Origin of the sequence: Streptomyces sp. SCPE 10, from assembly GCF_051980735.1 — a bacterium.
Lineage (GTDB): Bacteria > Actinomycetota > Actinomycetes > Streptomycetales > Streptomycetaceae > Streptomyces > Streptomyces misionensis.
In genome coordinates, this window is sequence record NZ_CP197069.1 from 3,835,394 (window position 1) to 3,849,346 (window position 13,953).

Annotated in this window: 14 protein-coding genes; 6 read left to right on the top strand and 8 right to left on the bottom strand. The window is 73.0% G+C overall.

The features are described from left to right. Positions 1–588, bottom strand: a complete 588-nt coding sequence (locus ACSP97_RS17800; RefSeq protein ID WP_355321550.1) for a TetR/AcrR family transcriptional regulator — start codon at positions 586–588, stop codon at positions 1–3. Then, positions 585–2,099, bottom strand: a complete 1,515-nt coding sequence (locus tag ACSP97_RS17805) for a 3-hydroxyacyl-CoA dehydrogenase (protein WP_355321548.1) — start codon at positions 2,097–2,099, stop codon at positions 585–587. The genes ACSP97_RS17800 and ACSP97_RS17805 overlap by 4 nt, the downstream gene beginning before the upstream one ends. Before the next feature lie 159 nt (positions 2,100–2,258). Here ACSP97_RS17805 and paaN point away from each other — a divergent pair, with 159 nt between their 5' ends. Beyond that, entirely contained in the window at positions 2,259–3,956 is a 1,698-nt protein-coding gene (gene paaN, locus ACSP97_RS17810) for a phenylacetic acid degradation protein PaaN (RefSeq protein WP_440558265.1), read from the top strand. On the opposite strand, the gene ACSP97_RS17815 is transcribed toward paaN, so the two are convergent. Genes ACSP97_RS17815 through ACSP97_RS17825 form a run of 3 tightly spaced genes read right to left on the bottom strand, consistent with a single transcriptional unit; the run spans position 3,953 to position 6,854 of the window. Then, on the bottom strand, positions 3,953–4,702 hold the full coding sequence (locus tag ACSP97_RS17815; protein ID WP_355146438.1) for a TrmH family RNA methyltransferase: 750 nt from the start codon (positions 4,700–4,702) through the stop codon (positions 3,953–3,955). The two genes, paaN and ACSP97_RS17815, sit on opposite strands and share 4 nt — an antisense overlap. Then, the gene (locus tag ACSP97_RS17820; RefSeq protein WP_355146440.1) at positions 4,699–5,913 is read right to left on the bottom strand and encodes an HTTM domain-containing protein; all 1,215 of its coding nucleotides are present in this window, start codon (positions 5,911–5,913) and stop codon (positions 4,699–4,701) included. The genes ACSP97_RS17815 and ACSP97_RS17820 overlap by 4 nt, the downstream gene beginning before the upstream one ends. Continuing rightward, positions 5,910–6,854 (bottom strand): DUF5819 family protein, encoded by a 945-nt coding sequence (locus ACSP97_RS17825; protein WP_440558266.1) that lies wholly within the window; start codon positions 6,852–6,854, stop codon positions 5,910–5,912. The genes ACSP97_RS17820 and ACSP97_RS17825 overlap by 4 nt, the downstream gene beginning before the upstream one ends. Before the next feature lie 348 nt (positions 6,855–7,202). Here ACSP97_RS17825 and paaA point away from each other — a divergent pair, with 348 nt between their 5' ends. Genes paaA through ACSP97_RS17850 form a run of 5 tightly spaced genes read left to right on the top strand, consistent with a single transcriptional unit; the run spans position 7,203 to position 10,828 of the window. Then, a complete protein-coding gene (gene paaA, locus ACSP97_RS17830) occupies positions 7,203–8,231 on the top strand; it encodes a 1,2-phenylacetyl-CoA epoxidase subunit PaaA (protein WP_440558269.1) in 1,029 nt (342 codons plus the stop codon). Then, entirely contained in the window at positions 8,228–8,515 is a 288-nt protein-coding gene (paaB, locus tag ACSP97_RS17835; RefSeq protein ID WP_014673816.1) for a 1,2-phenylacetyl-CoA epoxidase subunit PaaB, read from the top strand. The genes paaA and paaB overlap by 4 nt, the downstream gene beginning before the upstream one ends. Beyond that, on the top strand, positions 8,512–9,243 hold the full coding sequence (gene paaC / locus ACSP97_RS17840) for a 1,2-phenylacetyl-CoA epoxidase subunit PaaC (protein ID WP_440558271.1): 732 nt from the start codon (positions 8,512–8,514) through the stop codon (positions 9,241–9,243). The genes paaB and paaC overlap by 4 nt, the downstream gene beginning before the upstream one ends. After that, the gene (paaD, locus tag ACSP97_RS17845; RefSeq protein ID WP_440558272.1) at positions 9,237–9,764 is read left to right on the top strand and encodes a 1,2-phenylacetyl-CoA epoxidase subunit PaaD; all 528 of its coding nucleotides are present in this window, start codon (positions 9,237–9,239) and stop codon (positions 9,762–9,764) included. The genes paaC and paaD overlap by 7 nt, the downstream gene beginning before the upstream one ends. Beyond that, positions 9,764–10,828: a 2Fe-2S iron-sulfur cluster-binding protein gene (locus tag ACSP97_RS17850; RefSeq protein WP_440558275.1), complete on the top strand. Its 1,065-nt coding sequence runs from the start codon at positions 9,764–9,766 to the stop codon at positions 10,826–10,828. Before paaD ends, ACSP97_RS17850 begins: the two co-directional genes overlap by 1 nt. A gap of 183 nt (positions 10,829–11,011) precedes the next feature. Here the strand turns inward: ACSP97_RS17850 and ACSP97_RS17855 are convergent, their stop codons facing one another. From ACSP97_RS17855 to ACSP97_RS17865, 3 genes are all read right to left on the bottom strand, one after another. Next, positions 11,012–11,341 (bottom strand): rhodanese-like domain-containing protein, encoded by a 330-nt coding sequence (locus ACSP97_RS17855; RefSeq protein WP_355146843.1) that lies wholly within the window; start codon positions 11,339–11,341, stop codon positions 11,012–11,014. A gap of 69 nt (positions 11,342–11,410) precedes the next feature. Then, positions 11,411–12,223, bottom strand: a complete 813-nt coding sequence (locus tag ACSP97_RS17860) for a hypothetical protein (protein ID WP_355146453.1) — start codon at positions 12,221–12,223, stop codon at positions 11,411–11,413. A 186-nt stretch (positions 12,224–12,409) separates the two neighbouring features. Continuing rightward, complete coding sequence (locus ACSP97_RS17865) at positions 12,410–13,864, bottom strand: DUF2252 domain-containing protein (RefSeq protein WP_355321534.1); 1,455 nt, start codon at positions 13,862–13,864, stop codon at positions 12,410–12,412. Between the last annotated feature and the right edge of the window lie 89 nt (positions 13,865–13,953).

Genomic DNA, 13,953 nt, shown 5'->3' on the forward strand with positions numbered 1-13,953 from the left:
TCAGTCGCCGCGCAGCCCCGAGAAGACCAGCCGGACGACCGCGTCGGCCACCTCGCGGCCGGTGGCACCGCGCGCGTCCGGCCGGTACCACTCCACGATGGAGTTGATCATTCCGAAGACCAGCCGGGTGACCAGCCGCATCTCCACGTCGGCGCGTACGTCGCCGTCGGCGGCGGCGGCCTTGAGCAGCTCCGCGACCCGGTGGTCGAAGTCGCGGCGCCGCTCCAGCGCCCACCGCTCGGTGGCGGTGTTGCCGCGCACCCGCAGCAGCAGCGTCACATAGGGCAGTTCGGATATGAGCACCTCGACCATGCGCCGTACGACGTGCTCCAGGATGTCCACGGGCCGCCCCTCCCGCGCCCCCGGCTCCTCCAGGATCGCGAACAGGCCGTCCAGGGCGCGGCTGACGGCCCGGCGCAGCAGGTCCTCCTTGCCGCTGACGTGGTGGTAGATCGACGACTTGGAGATACCGGCCGCCCGGGACAGGTGCTCCATGGAGGTGCCGTCGTAGCCGCGCTGGTTGAAGACCTGGACGGCCACGGAGAGCAGCGTCTCGGGGGTGTACGTGTCGCGTCGTGCCGTGGTCATGAGGGGTCCTCCCGCCGTTCGGCGGCGCACGAGTGGCGGAAGAGCGCGAGCGAGGGCGCGTAGCGCCCGGAGGGGTCGCGGTCGTGCATCTCGTCGAGCACCTCGTAGGCGAAGTCGTGGCCGAGCCTGTCGTCCCACTCGAAGGGGCCGAGCGGGTAGTTGACGCCCAGGCGCATCGCGGTGTCGATGTCCTCCTTGGTCGCCACGCCCTTGACGAGCGCGTCGTGGGCGAGGTCGATGATCCGGGCCACGGTGCGGGCCACGATCATGCCGGGGACGTCGCCGATGACGCTGACGTCCTTGCCGAGCGCCTGGAAGAGCCCGGTGGCCTCGGCGAGGGTGCGGGGCGAGGTGTCCTGGGAGGCCGCCAGGGCGATACGGGTGGCCTTGCGGTAGTCGAGGGCCAGGTCGAAGTAGACGACGTCGCGGAACTCCACGGAGGTCTGGCCGTCGGCGAGGACCAGCTGGCCGCCGCTCGGCAGCACCAGGCGGGTGCCGTTGTCCTCGTCCTCCTCGCGGACCTGGATGCCCGCCTCGCGGATCAGGTCGAGCAGTTCGCGTGCGGGACCGAGTCGCCCCTCGGCGACGACGTGGGCGGGCGGCTGCTCCTTGTCGGCGGTGTGCGGCTCGGGCCGCTCGGCGCCCTCGGTGTGGTCGTACCAGCCGTGTCCGGTCTTGCGGCCGAGGCGGCCGGACTCCACCAGGCGGCGCTGGGCCAGCGACGGGGTGAACCGCACGTCCTGGAAGAAGGACTGCCACACCGAGCGCGTCACCGCCTCGTTGACGTCCTGGCCGATCAGGTCGGTGAGTTCGAAGGCGCCCATCCGGAAGCCGCCCGACTCGCGCAGGACCGCGTCGATGGTGGCCGGGTCGGCGGCCTGCGCCTCGTAGACGGCGAACGCCTCGGCGTAGAAGGGCCGGGCGATCCGGTTGACGATGAAACCGGGGGTGTCCGCGCAGGCCACCGGGGTCTTGCCCCAGGCACGGGCGGTCTCGTACGCGCGTGTGGCCGAGGCGACGTCGGTGGCGAACCCCGAGACGACCTCGACCAGCGGGAGCAGCGGGGCCGGGTTGAAGAAGTGCAGGCCGAGGAAGCGGCCCGGATGGCGCAGGGCGCCGCCGATCGCCGTCACCGACAGCGAGGAGGTGTTGGTGGCGAGCAGGCAGTCCTCGGCGACGATGTCCTCCAGCTCGCCGAAGAGCTGCTGCTTCACGTCGAGGCGCTCCAGGACGGCCTCCACGACGAGGGCGCAGTCGGCCAGCTCCGCGAGGGCCTGCGCGGGTTCCAGACGGGCGCGGGCCGCGTCCCGGGCGGCGGCGTCGAGCCGGCCCTTGTCCACCAGCCGGTCGAGGCGGGCGCCGATCGCCACGGCCGCTTCCCGGGCCCGCCCGGGTGCGGCGTCGTAGAGCCGCACGGGGTGGCCGGCGACCAGCGCGACCTGGGCGATGCCCTGACCCATGGTGCCGGTGCCGACGACGGCCACGGGGCTGCTGAGGTCGAGTGCTGTCATGTCCGCGATCCTCCCGCACGGGGTTTTCCACAGATACGGCGGACCCCCTTGAACCGACCGATCGTTCGGTTACTCTAGCCCTGACCGTCCCATCCCGCTGCTCTTTCCGCCAGGTCGTGAACTCGACGAAGAGTTCCCGAGACGAGGAGTTGGTCCCGCATGGCCGCCGAACTGACCGCCCCGGAGCTGATCGCGAAGCACCGGCCCACGCTCGACCAGGCCCTGGAAGCGATCCGCACGCGCGCCTACTGGTCCCCGCATCCCGAGCACCCCAAGGCCTACGGCGAACACGGCAGCCTGGACGCGGCGGCGGGCAAGGCCGCCTTCGACGCCCTGCTGGGCTCGCGCCTGGACCTCGGCCAGCCGGGCACCGACGACTGGGTCGGCGGCGAGGTCTCGCCGTACGGCATCGAGCTGGGCGTGAGCTACCCGCACGCCGACCTGGACGTACTGCTGCCCGCGATGAAGGCGGGCCAGCGGGCCTGGCGGGACGCCGGCCCCGAGGTACGGGCCGTGGTCTGCCTGGAGATCCTCAAGCGGATCAGCGACCGGACGCACGAGTTCGCGCACTCCGTCATGCACACCAGCGGACAGGCCTTCATGATGGCGTTCCAGGCGGGCGGCCCGCACGCCCAGGACCGCGGCCTGGAGGCGGTGGCGTACGCGTACGCGGAGCAGGTCCGCACCCCGGGCACCGCGGAGTGGACCAAGCCGCAGGGCAAGCGCGACCCGCTGGTGCTCAGCAAGGAGTTCGTCCCCGTCCCGCGCGGCATCGGCCTGGTCATCGGCTGCAACACCTTCCCGACCTGGAACGGCTTCCCGGGCTTGTTCGCCTCCCTGGCGACCGGCAACGCGGTCCTGGTCAAGCCGCACCCGCGCGCGGTGCTGCCGCTCGCGCTGACCGTGCGGATCGCCCGCGAGGCGCTCGCCGAGGCCGGCTTCGACGCCAATCTGGTGGCCCTCGCCGCCGAGCGCCCCGGCGAGGGCATCGCCAAGACCCTCGCGACCCGCCCGGAGATCAGGATCATCGACTACACCGGGTCGACGTCCTTCGGCGACTGGCTGGAGACCAACGCCCGCCAGGCGCAGGTCTACACGGAGAAGGCCGGCGTCAACACGGTGGTCGTGCACTCCACGGACGACTACAAGGGGATGCTGTCCAACCTGGCGTTCTCGCTGTCCCTGTACAGCGGCCAGATGTGCACCACCCCGCAGAACCTGCTGATCCCGCGGGACGGCATCCACACCGACCAGGGCCCGAAGACCTTCGACGAGGTCACCGCCGACCTCGCCCGCGCGGTCGACGGCCTCCTTGGCGACGACGCGCGGGCCAACGGGCTGCTGGGCGCGATCGTCAACCTGGACGTCAAGGCCCGTCTGGAGGCCGCCGCCGGCCTCGGCGAGGTCGCCCTCGCGTCCCGGGAGATCACCAACCCCGAGTTCCCGGACGCGGTGGTGCGCACCCCGGTGATCGTCAAGCTGGACGGCGCCAAGCCCGACGCCGAGGCCGCCTACATGAGCGAGTGCTTCGGCCCCGTCTCCTTCGCCGTCGCGGTGGACTCGGCGACCGACGCGGTGGAACTGCTGCGGCGCACGGTGCGCGAGAAGGGCGCGATGACGGTCGGCGCGTACACCACCGACGCCGAGGTCGAGCGGGCCGTCCAGGAGGTGTGCCTGGAGGAGGCGGCCCAGCTGTCCTTCAACCTCACCGGCGGGGTGTTCGTGAACCAGACCGCGGCCTTCTCCGACTTCCACGGCTCGGGCGGCAACCCGGCGGCGAACGCGGCCCTGTGCGACGGCGCCTTCGTCGCGAACCGCTTCCGGGTGGTCGAGGTGCGCCGGGACGTGAAGGCTTAGGCGAGCGCGCCCCCGGTAGCGCTCCAGTGGTACAGCGTCATCGCCACGCTGGTGGCGAGGTTGTAGCTGGAGACCTGGGGGCGCATCGGCAGCCGCAGCAGGTGGTCGGCACGCGCGCGCAGCGGTGCCGACAGCCCGCTGCGCTCCGACCCGAAGGCGAGTACGGCGTCGTCGGGCAGCTCGGTGCCGCGGATGTCCTCGCCCTCCGGGTCCAGCGCGAACAGCGGCCCGGGCGGCAGTTCGCCGACGTCCAGGCGCTCCACGGCGGTCGCGAAGTGCAGGCCCGCGCCGCCGCGCACCACCGTGGGGTGCCAGGGGTCGAGGGTGCCGGTGGTGACCACTCCGGTCGCCCCGAACCCGGCGGCCAGCCGGATCACGGCGCCCGCGTTGCCCAGGTTGCGGGGGTTGTCGAGGACCACCACGGGGCTGGTGCGGGGCATCCGGGCGAGCGTGCGCAGATGGGCCTCGCGGGAGGGGCGTACGGCGAGCGCGGCGACGCCCGTCGGATGCGGCCGCGGGACGAGCGCGGCGTACGTCCGCTCGGGCACCTCGGTGAGCAGCCCGTCCATGATCTCCCGTACGTCCTCGGCCAGTTCCCCGGCCAGGTCGAGCGCGGCCCGCCGGTCGGTGGTGACCGCCACCGGCACCTCGGCCCCGAAGCGCAGCGCGTGTTTCAGGGCGTGGAAGCCGTCGAGCAGCACGGCGGACGCGGCGTGCTCGCGCCAGCGGATGAGCGGGTCGGTCATGCCGTGAACCCTACGTGGCCCGGTGTGCTCTCCTCCGGGGAGCGTGGCGCGGGCACCGTGCCGCCGCCCTCGCGTCCGAAGCGCCCGCGCGCGCGTGCCGCGAGGCGGCCGACGCGCAGCAGGAAGGAGGTCGGCAGGAAGACCGCGTCGGCCGTGATCATCGCCAGCGAGAAGAACGGCAGTCCGAGGGCGACGGCGATCACGGCGTGCTCCAGGATCAGCAGCACCAGCAGCACGTTCTTCACCCGCCGGTTGAGCAGGGTGAACGGGAAGGCGACCTGCACCGTGACGGTGCCGTACGCCACGATCGTCAGCATGGTGGCACTGGCCGACAGCAGACCGGCGAGGCCGGGCCAGGGCGTGAAGTAGTCCAGGTGGAGCGGGTAGTAGACGGCGGTGCCGTCCTGCCAGCGCGAGCCCTGGATCTTGTACCAGCCGGCCGTGGCGTAGATCAGACAGGCCTCGGCCATGATCACCACGAGGGCGCCGTTGTGCAGGACGTTGGCGATCACGTCCAGCAGGAGGCGCGGCTCGGCCGACCGCGCCCGGCGCTGGACCAGCCGCCACAGCCCGAGTGCCGCCCACACCGTCCACAGCAGGGCGGGGATCAGCCAGCTGTTGCCGAAGAGCCTGCCGGTCGCGGTCGCCACGACCAGCGCGAGTCCCAGTACCGCCCACAGCGCCGGGCCGGTCCGGTCGGCGGGGGCGCGCTCCCCCCGCGCGCGAGCCGCCGCGGTGCGCGCCGCCCGCCGCGCGTCGAGGGACCACACCTGACCGCAGCGCGTGAACACGAGATAGATCGACATCAGGTGCAGCACGTTGTCGCCGCCGTCGCCGATGAAGATGCTGCGGTTCTGCAGCGAGACGACGCCCACCATGAACAGCACGGACGCCGTACGGGTGCGCCAGCCGAGCAGCAGCGCCGCGGCGGCCAGGATCGCGAGCGCGTAGCAGAACTCGAACCACGGCTGCCCGCTCGACCACGTCAGGGCGGTGAAGGCGTGGTTGTCCCCGGTCAGCCGCCTGACCATGGCCAGGTTCCAGGGCCCGCTGGGGCCGTACAGCTCCTGGCGGTACGGGAACTCGCGCAGCAGGTAGAGCAGCCAGGTCAGGGCGAAGCCGATCCGGATGACGGCACTCTGGTAGGGCCCGAGGGCCGCCTCGGTGACACGGGTGAGCGCGCGCGACAGCGTCGAGGGGAGCCGGTTCACCGCACACCTCCGGCGGCCTCGTCGGCGCGCACCGTCCACCAGGGCAGCTCGCGGTAGTAGGGCTTGTCGGGCACCCGTTCGTCGCTCCACGAGGGGGGCTGCACATTGGTGGTGCGGGAGCGGACCTGCACCCGCTGGATGACGCCGTCCCGGCTGGTCGGATCGGTGCGGTACAGGCGCAGCACGACTATCCGGCGCAGGTAGTCCTCGGAGAGGGAGCCGCGCATGCCGACGGGACGGTCGTCGTCGGTGTGCGTCGCGGTGACGAAGTCCCAGGCCCGGCGCAGTTCGTTCTGCTGGGCGTGGCTGGGCGCCAGGTTGCCGCGTATGGCGGCACCGTCCTGCGCGGACAGGTCGGTCCAGCCGGTGGTGATCAGGCTGCCGTCCTTCGTCCGCACCTCTGCGCGCGCCTGCACGGCGATGTTCTGCTGCAACGGGTTGGGCGCGAACAGCTTCCAGTTCTGCTCGAACTCCGGGAACACCCACGCCTCGACGGCCTTGCCGTGCTGCTTCGACACCGCGTTCGGCGGCGCGATGCTGAGGAACACCATCAGCAGATGCACACCGACCCCGACGGCGACGGCGGCGACGGCGAGCGCCGCGGCGACCTGGTAGCGGGGGGAGAGCGCGAGGATTCCCTGCCGGGCGGGCTGAGGACCGGTCGGCGGGGGGTGGGGCGGTTCCGGGCGGTTCGCCGGATCGGGGCCGGTCCGCTGCGGGTCCGCCGGCTCGCCGTCCACCGGCTGCCGATCCGGCAGTGCGCGGCCCACCGCTTCCCGGCCCGGCCCCCGCTGGGCGAAGCCGCCGTCGTGCGCGGGACCGGCGGCGCCCGTGTCGCGCTCGCCGTCCGGCAGACGTTCCGGGGCGTGCTCCGGGGGACGCGCCCCGGTCGACCCGTCCGGGCCGGGCGCGGCCCCCGGGTCCTCGTCGTACGCGTCCATTCCGCCCCGTCCCCTGTTCCGGCTCGGTCGTGGGCCGGCCCGCCGGGCCGGCCCCATGGGTCTGCTCGTCGGTACGGCCGCCGCCACCGGCGCCGCACGGTCCACGAGCGCCACACCGCGGCACTCGCACGGAACGGTACTCAGCCCCGGGCCCTCCGGCCCAGTCCGGGGGCGGGGACCCTCCCGTCCCCCCACGCTTCGTCCACAGGCCCCGCTCGTCCGCGGGTTCCGCGCGGAGTTTTCCACAGCGGTTGACACTGTCCGGCGGCCCGGCACACCATTGATTCACACGGACCGAACGATCGGTCGGGAGTATCCCACCACAGAGACCGAGGTCAGGGGGACCGCATGGCCACAGCAGCCGCGCAGCGCACGGCCCGCCCGCAGGCGGACGGTGCCACCGCCGGGGACCCGGCGGACTACCAGCGCGTCTTCGACGCGGCCGTGGCCGCCGACGAACGCATCGAACCGCGCGACTGGATGCCCGACGCCTACCGCGCGACGCTGGTGCGCCAGATCGCCCAGCACGCGCACTCCGAGATCATCGGCATGCAGCCGGAGGCCAACTGGATCACCCGCGCGCCCTCCCTGCGCCGCAAGGCGATCCTGATGGCCAAGGTCCAGGACGAGGCGGGCCACGGCCTGTACCTGTACAGCGCCGCCGAGACCCTCGGCACCGGCCGCGACGAACTGCTCGACAAGCTGCACAGCGGCCGCCAGAAGTACTCCTCGATCTTCAACTACCCCACGCTGACCTGGGCCGACGTCGGCGCGATCGGCTGGCTGGTGGACGGCGCCGCGATCACCAACCAGGTCCCCCTGTGCCGCTGCTCCTACGGCCCCTACGCGCGCGCCATGGTGCGGATCTGCAAGGAGGAGTCCTTCCACCAGCGCCAGGGCTACGAGCTGCTGCTGGCCCTGAGCAAGGGCACCCCGGAGCAGCACGCGATGGCGCAGGACGCGGTGGACCGCTGGTGGTGGCCCTCGCTGATGATGTTCGGCCCGCCCGACGACGAGTCGCAGCACTCCGCCCAGTCGATGGCCTGGAAGATCAAGCGCCACTCGAACGACGAGCTGCGCCAGCGCTTCGTCGACATCTGCGTCCCCCAGGCCGAGTCCCTGGGCCTCACCCTCCCCGACCCTGACCTCACATGGAACGAGAAGCGGGGTCACTACGACTTCGGCGCGATCGACTGGTCGGAGTTCTGGGACGTCCTCAAGGGCAACGGCCCGTGCAACGAACAGCGCCTCACCCAGCGCCGGCGCGCCCACGACGAGGGCGCGTGGGTACGGGAAGCGGCCGCGGCCCACGCGGCCAAGCACACCGGCGGCACCGAAACCGCCGGACACGACACGACGGGAGCGGAGCGAGCATGAGCACCACCGACTGGCCCCTGTGGGAGGTCTTCGTGCGCTCCCGGCGCGGCCTCTCCCACACCCACGCCGGCAGCCTGCACGCCCCCGACGCCGAGCTGGCCCTGCGCAACGCCCGGGATCTGTACACCCGGCGCGGCGAGGGCGTCTCCATCTGGGTCGTCCCGGCCGCCGCGATCACCGCGTCCTCGCCGGACGAGAAGGACCCCTTCTTCGAACCGGCCGCCGACAAGCCCTACCGCCACCCGACCTTCTACGAGATCCCGGAAGGGGTGAAGCACCTGTGACCGCCACCGTCCCCGCCACCGTCCCGGTGACCGCCGCGCTCGCCCTCGGTGACGACGCCCTGGTGCTCTCCCACCGCCTCGGGGAATGGGCCGGGCACGCCCCCGTCCTGGAGGAGGAGGTCGCCCTCGCGAACATCGCCCTCGACCTGCTCGGCCAGGCCCGGGTGCTGCTGTCCCTGGCAGGCGACGAGGACGAACTGGCATACCTGCGCGAGGAACGCGCCTTCCGCAACCTCCAGCTGGTCGAGCAGCCGAACGGCGACTTCGCCCACACCATCGCCCGCCAGCTGTACTTCTCCACCTACCAGCACCTGCTGCACACCGAACTCGCCGCGGGCGACGGCCCGTTCGCGCCGCTCGCCGCGAAGGCGGTCAAGGAGGTCGCCTACCACCGCGACCACGCCGAGCAGTGGATGCTGCGCCTGGGCGACGGCACCGAGACCAGCCATGAGCGGATGCGGCGCGCCTGCGCCGCGCTGTGGCGGTTCACCGGGGAGATGTTCCAGCCCGTGGAGGGCCTGGACGTCGACTGGTCGGCCCTGGAGTCCCGTTGGCTGGAGTCCGTCACCGAGGTGCTCGACCGGGCCACCCTGAGCCTCCCCGAGGGTCCCCGCACCGGGGCCTGGTCGGCGGGCGCGGGCCGCCAGGGCATCCACACCGAACCGTTCGGGCGGATGCTCGCCGAGATGCAGCATCTGCACCGCAGCCACCCGGGAGCGTCATGGTGACCGCCACCGCCCTGGAGGCGGAGCTGCTGGAGCTGGCCGGCTCGGTCCCCGACCCCGAACTTCCGGTGCTCACGCTGCACGAGCTGGGCGTGGTGCGCGCGGTGCGTCTGCGCGACGCCGAGACCGCCGAGGTCGATCTCACCCCCACCTACACCGGCTGCCCGGCGATCGAGGCGATGAGCCTCGACATCGAGCGGGTCCTGCGGGAGCACGGCATGCGCGAGGTCACCGTCCGCACCCTGCTCGCCCCGGCCTGGTCGACCGACGACATCAGCCCCGAAGGCCGCCGCAAGCTGCGGGAGTTCGGAATAGCGCCCCCGCGGGTGCGCGAGTCCTCCGGGCCGGTGGCGCTGGCCCTCGGTCCGACGCGCACCCACGCCACCGAGACCGAACCGGTCCGCTGCCCGCACTGCGGCTCGGCCGACACCGAGCTGCTGAGCAGGTTCTCCTCGACCGCGTGCAAGGCGCTGCGCCGCTGCCTGTCCTGCCGCGAACCGTTCGACCACTTCAAGGAGTTGTGATGGCGCGCTTCCACCCGCTCCAGGTGGCCGCGGTCGACCGGCTCACCGACGACTCCGTCGCCCTCACCCTCACCGTCCCGCCCGAGCTGCGCGCCGAGTACCGCCATGCCCCCGGCCAGCACCTCGCGCTGCGGCGCCGGGTGGACGGCACGGAAGTGCGGCGCACCTACTCGATCTGCTCCCCCGCCCCCACCCCGGACGCCGAGGGCCCCGACCGTCTGCGGGTCGGAGTGCGGCTGGTGGAGGGCGGCGCCTTCTCCACCTACGCGCTGAAGGAGATCGGCATCGGGGACGAGCTGGAGGTGATGACCCCGGCCGGCCGCTTCACCCTGGACCCGGCGCCGGGGCTGTACGCGGCGATCGTCGGCGGCAGCGGCATCACCCCGGTGCTGTCCATCGTCTCCACCCTGCTGGCGCGGGAGCCCGAGGCCCGGTTCTGCCTGATCCGCGGTGACCGCACGGCCGCCTCGACGATGTTCCTGGAGGAGGTCGCCGACCTGAAGGACCGCTACCCGCAGCGGCTTCAGCTGGTGACCGTGCTTTCCCGGGAGGAGCAGCAGGCGGGGCTGCCCTCCGGCCGGCTCGACGAGGGGCGCCTCACCGAACTCCTGCCGCGGCTCGTGCCGTTGGGGGAGGTGGCGGGATGGTTCCTGTGCGGGCCCTACGGGCTGGTGCAGGGCGCCGAGCGGGCGCTGCGCGGGCTGGGCGTGGACCGCGCCCGGATCCACGAGGAGATCTTCCATGTGGACTCCGGTCCGGCCGCGTCGGGCACCGCACCGGCGGCCGCGCACAGCACGGTCACCGCGCGGCTCGACGGCCGCGGCGGCACCTGGCCCGTGCAGGAGGGCGAGTCCCTGCTGGAGACGGTGCTGCGCAACCGCCCCGACGCGCCCTACGCCTGCAAGGGCGGGGTCTGCGGCACCTGCCGTGCCTTCCTGGTCTCGGGCGAGGTCCGGATGGACCGCAACTTCGCCCTGGAGCAGGAGGAGACGGACGCCGGATATGTGCTGGCCTGCCAGTCCCATCCGCTGACCGAACAGGTGGAGCTGGACTTCGACCGCTGAGGAGCACCACGAGGGGGAACCGCCGAGGGTTCCCTTCTCCCGGTGTCCTCGCGCTCCTCCCCCGGGCGTCGGACGGGCGTGGTGTCGCCGAGGCCGGGCCGAGCACCGGCTCCAGGTGCTCGGCCCAGGCGTGGCGGCGGTGCAGGGGGCGGCCCACCCGCCCGGCCGGCCCCGCGGGGTGTACTAGAGCACGTGGCCCGGGCGGCCGTCGTCGGTGATGACCGGGCGGCCCGCGGCGGCCCAGGACTGCATACCGCCGTCGATGTTCACCGCGTCGATGCCCTGCTGCACCAGATACATGGTGACCTGGGCGGACCGGCCGCCCGAGCGGCAGATCACATGGACGCGGCCGTCCTGGGGGAGGGCTTCGGTCAGCTCGCCGTAACGGGCCACGAACTCGCTCGTCGGGATGTGCAGCGCTCCCTCGGCGTGACCCGCCTGCCACTCGTCGTTCTCGCGGACGTCCAGCAGGAAGTCGCCGTCCTTGAGGTCCGTGACCCCGGCCGTGGGCACACCAGCTCCGAAATTCATGTCTCCGACGCTACCCGAAGGCGGACCCGGTTCAGTCCTGTCGGTCCCGGTTCAGTCCTGCTCTCGCAGGGCCGCCAGTTCCGCCTCCCGCTGAGCGATGTCGGCGCGCAGCTTGCCGGCGATCTCCTCCAGCAGCGCGTCGGGGTCGTCCGGGGCGAGGCGGAGCATGCCGGCGATGGCGCCGTCCTCCAGTTCGCGGGCGATCAGGGTGAGCAGTTCCTTGCGCTGGGAGAGCCATTCGAGGCGGGCGTACAGCTCCTCGGCGGGGCTCGGCAGCCGCTCGGGCGGCACCGGACCGGCCGCCCATTCCTCGGCCAGTTCCCTCAGCAGCTTCTCGTCGCCCCGGGCGTAGGCGGCGTTCACGCGGGTCAGGAACTCCTCGCGCCGCTTGCGCTCGTCCTCCTCCTGCGCCAGGTCGGGGTGGGCCTTGCGGGCCAGCTCGCGGTAGAGCTTGCGGGCCTCCTCGCCGGGCCGTACCCGCTCCGGGGGGCGGACGGCCTGGTCGGTGAGCATGGCGGCGGCCTCCGGGTAGAGGCCGTGGCCGTCCATCCAGCCGCCCAGCAGTTCCTCGACGCCGGGGATCGGCAGCACGCGGGCGCGGGCCTCCTCGGCACGGCGCACGTCCTCCGGATCGCCGGTGCGCGCGGCCTTCGCCTCGGCGATCTCGGCGTCCAGTTCCTCGATGCGCAGATAGAGCGGGCCGAGCCGCTGTTCGTGCAGCCGGGAGAAGTTCTCGACCTCGACGCGGAAGGTCTCCACGGCGATCTCGTACTCGATCAACGCCTGCTCGGCGGCGCGGACGGCCCGTTCGAGCCGCTCCTCGGGACGGGGTTCGGCGGGCTGGTCAGCTTCCGGGGTGGTCACCCGCCCAGCGTAGCGCCGCGCCCCACCCCGGCCGGTTCGGCCGGTCTCAGCGGCGTGCGAACGGTTGCCGGGGCGGCCGGACGGTGCCGGGGCGGCCGGACGGTGCCGGGGCGGCCGGGCGGGTGCCGGGGCGGGCTCGTCGTGGCCGGTCGCGCGGTCTCTCCCGGCTCCCGGGACCAGCCCCTGTCAGACTCCCGGCTCCGCGGGGATGCGGCCCGCTCGTATCGCGGTGGTCAGGGCGGTGTGGTCGGACTCGGTGAGGTCGGCGTAGGCGACGGCGAAGGTGGCGATGGCCTCGTCCAGTTCGTCGTTCTTGCCGCAGTAGCCGGCGATCAGGCGGGGGTCGGCGCCGTGGGAGTGGGCGCGGGCCAGGAGGGCGCCGGTCATGCGGGCGTAGTCGTCCAGTTGGTCGGCGGCGAGGGCGGCGGGGTCGACGCTGCCTTTGCGGTTGCGGAACTGGCGTACCTGGAACGGCCGTCCGTCGACCGTGGTCCAGCCGAGCAGGATGTCGCTGACGACCTGCATCCGCTGCTGCCCGAGGACGACCCGGCGGCCCTCGTGTTCCACCGGCGGGGTCTCGAATCCGGCGGCGGCCAGATGCGGGACCAGCGCGGAGGGGCGGGCCTCCTTCACCTGGAGCACCAGCGGATGCTCGCGGTGGTCGAGGAGCAGGACGACGTACGACCGGGTGCCGACGCTGCCGGTGCCGACCACCCGGAAGGCCACGTCGTGCACCGCGTGCCGGGCGAGCAGCGGGTGCCGGTCCTCGGGCAGGGTCGTCAGGTACTCCTCCAGGGAGGCGGCGACCGCGGCGGCCTCGCGGTCCGGTATGCGGCGCAGCACCGGAGAGGCGTCGACGAAGCGGCGCCCGCCGTCCTCGTGCGGCTCGGTCGACTTCGCGGCGAACCGGCCGCTGGTGTTGGCCCGCGCCTTCTCCGAGACCCGTTCCAGGGTGCCGAGCAGATCGTGGGCGTCGGCGTGGGAGACCAGGTCCTCGTCCGCGATGGCGTTCCACGCGTCCAGCACCGGCAGCTTCGCCAGCAGCCGCATGGTGTGGCGGTAGGCGCCGACCGCGTCCCGCGCCGCGGCGCGGCAGGTGTCCTCGTCGGCGCCGGTCTCGCGGCCGGCCAGCACGAGCGAGGCCGCGAGCCGCTTCAGATCCCACTCCCAGGGGCCGTGCACGGTCTCGTCGAAGTCGTTGAGGTCGATGACGAGACCTCCGCGGGCGTCGCCGTACAGACCGAAGTTGGCCGCGTGCGCGTCACCGCATATCTGGGTGCCGATCCGGGTCACGGGGGTGCGTGCCAGGTCGTGCGCCATGAGCCCGGCCGAGCCGCGCAGGAAGGCGAAGGGGGTGGCCGCCATCCGGCCCACCCGGATCGCGGTCAGCTCGGGTATCCGGCCGGTGTTGGACTCCTCGACGGCACGCACCGCGTCGGGACGGGTGGCGTCCAGTTCGAGGAACCGATGGGCGCGGCGCGGCACGCTCGACCGCAGCGCCTTGCCCTCTTTCCTGGGCGAACCCTGCCGGGGCCACTGCGCGAACCCCCGCACCGCCGGCAGCCTGCGCTCACCGCGCGTCTTCCGCCCCGGCCCACCCGCACCGCTTTCGGCCACGGCGACCGCCTCCCCCGTACGCATCGAGACGAACATCAACTCGGGGAGACGGTACAGCCGGTGCCGGGATCCGCGTCAGCGCCTGTGGACAACTCGGCGGTTGTGGACAACCG

Bases quoted from the DNA above. Each gene is read 5' to 3' on its own strand.
- ACSP97_RS17850 (WP_440558275.1), top strand. From the start codon at position 9,764: ATGGCGCGCTTCCACCCGCTCCAGGTGGCCGCGGTCGACCGGCTCACC.
- paaB (WP_014673816.1), top strand. From the start codon at position 8,228: ATGAGCACCACCGACTGGCCCCTGTGGGAGGTCTTCGTGCGCTCCCGG.
- ACSP97_RS17865 (WP_355321534.1), bottom strand. From the start codon at position 13,864: ATGCGTACGGGGGAGGCGGTCGCCGTGGCCGAAAGCGGTGCGGGTGGG.
- ACSP97_RS17815 (WP_355146438.1), bottom strand. From the start codon at position 4,702: ATGACCGACCCGCTCATCCGCTGGCGCGAGCACGCCGCGTCCGCCGTG.
- paaN (WP_440558265.1), top strand. From the start codon at position 2,259: ATGGCCGCCGAACTGACCGCCCCGGAGCTGATCGCGAAGCACCGGCCC.
- ACSP97_RS17805 (WP_355321548.1), bottom strand. From the start codon at position 2,099: ATGACAGCACTCGACCTCAGCAGCCCCGTGGCCGTCGTCGGCACCGGC.
- ACSP97_RS17800 (WP_355321550.1), bottom strand. From the start codon at position 588: ATGACCACGGCACGACGCGACACGTACACCCCCGAGACGCTGCTCTCC.
- paaA (WP_440558269.1), top strand. From the start codon at position 7,203: ATGGCCACAGCAGCCGCGCAGCGCACGGCCCGCCCGCAGGCGGACGGT.
- paaD (WP_440558272.1), top strand. From the start codon at position 9,237: ATGGTGACCGCCACCGCCCTGGAGGCGGAGCTGCTGGAGCTGGCCGGC.
- ACSP97_RS17825 (WP_440558266.1), bottom strand. From the start codon at position 6,854: ATGGACGCGTACGACGAGGACCCGGGGGCCGCGCCCGGCCCGGACGGG.